Genomic DNA, 1,518 nt, shown 5'->3' on the forward strand with positions numbered 1-1,518 from the left:
TACGCTGAGAGTTTGGCGGTCAAGTAGGAAGGTCGCATGTGGAAATGCCTAACAAGGCAATCAAGGTGACCCGTTACACTCGGCGGTTTTGGTATGAAGTTCAGTGTGCTTGGTAAGTTGGCCGTGGGGCACCTTATCGCAGGCGTTATGGCATAAAAAGCACAGGCAATGAGGTTTTTGCTTCAAGGTCTGCGGGTTAAGCTTAGTGGCTATTTAGCCGAACTTCTCGGGCGATATACCTGAACGCTTTCAGTGTATAACGAACTGTGAAATTGGCGGGCTTTGTCCGCAGCACGCTTGATTTGCCTGCTGTGTTTGTTGTCAGAAATCCCATAAACATTATCGAAAGAAAATTATCAAAATTGGGCTTCAGATTATCAAGTTTGAATTCTTGTCAATTTTTCCCGAAGCTTCTGGTTTATATCTGTTGGTAAAGAGCCATTCTTTGTCCAGTGGCTACTGATTTTGCTAGTCAGTTCATGAAGTTATGTACAGATTTCTGTTCGGGTTTTAATGGTAGGGTAAACTATCTCGCGTTCGAGCAGATTTCTCTGTAGCGGTAGCGAGCTTGGTAAGTGGTTCAAATTCCTTGAGTTTGCCATAACAAGGCAATCAAGGTGATGCATTACACTCGGCGTTTTTGGTACGGAGTTCAGTGTGCTTTGTTGGTTCAGTGGGGCACACCTTATTGCAGGCGTTAGCAGGCTAATGGAATATGGAACAACAACTAATTAAATTAATAAAAGCTGTTCCAGAATTGATGGATACAGCGAAAGAGTGTAACAAGATCAATCTTCCAAATTACTATGTCGCTGGTGGTGCTATTACTCAGCTAATCTGGAACGACTTGCTTGGCCGTAAACCGCTCGACCAGGTTAAAGACTTTGATATTGTTTACTTTGATACTACTTCCTGTAAGTCAGAGCAATGGTATGAACGTAACATTGCCTCTAGACTGAAGCATGACATTGCTATTGATGTCAAAAATCAAGCGAGAGTGCATGAATGGTATCCACGGAAGTTTGGTCAAGTAATTCCACCGTATGACAGAGTAGAGCAGGGCATTTCCTCTTGGCTATCTGCTTTTGCTATTGGTTTTAGGCTTAACACACTTGGTGAACCTGAAATCTATTCAACGAGTGGTTTAGCGGATGCCTTCCAAATGAAGGTAAAGCCAAACAAAATAGCAATGACTGAGGCTAGTTACTTGAAAATGACTCAAAGTTTCAAGGAACGCTGGCCATCTATTTCAGTTGAACCTTGGGATTCAGCCTGCTAACAAAGCAATCAAGGTGACCCGTTACACTCGGCATTTTTGGTATGAGGTTCGGTATGCTTTGTTAGTTTAGCGTAGGGCACCTTATTGCAGGCGTTATACGTCTTGGAAGTATCGAGGTCAAAATTGGATTATTTAATTTTCTTAGTGCCGGTAGTTGGAGGACTGGTTTCGTTTGTGCATTGGTACTTACACAGCCCCAAGCTTCCAACATACGATGCTCTAGGAGACTTGGCAGGAGA

1 protein-coding gene is annotated in these 1,518 nt (G+C 43.1%); it reads left to right on the forward strand.

Annotated features, from left to right (window positions below; all coding sequences use genetic code 11):
* Positions 1-715: 715 nt before the first annotated feature.
* Positions 716-1,279: a nucleotidyltransferase family protein gene (locus EIZ48_RS28170; RefSeq protein ID WP_160658694.1), complete on the forward strand. Its 564-nt coding sequence runs from the start codon at positions 716-718 to the stop codon at positions 1,277-1,279.
* The last annotated feature ends 239 nt before the right edge of the window (positions 1,280-1,518 follow it).

Origin of the sequence: Photobacterium alginatilyticum, from assembly GCF_009910675.1 — a bacterium.
GTDB lineage: Bacteria > Pseudomonadota > Gammaproteobacteria > Enterobacterales > Vibrionaceae > Photobacterium > Photobacterium alginatilyticum.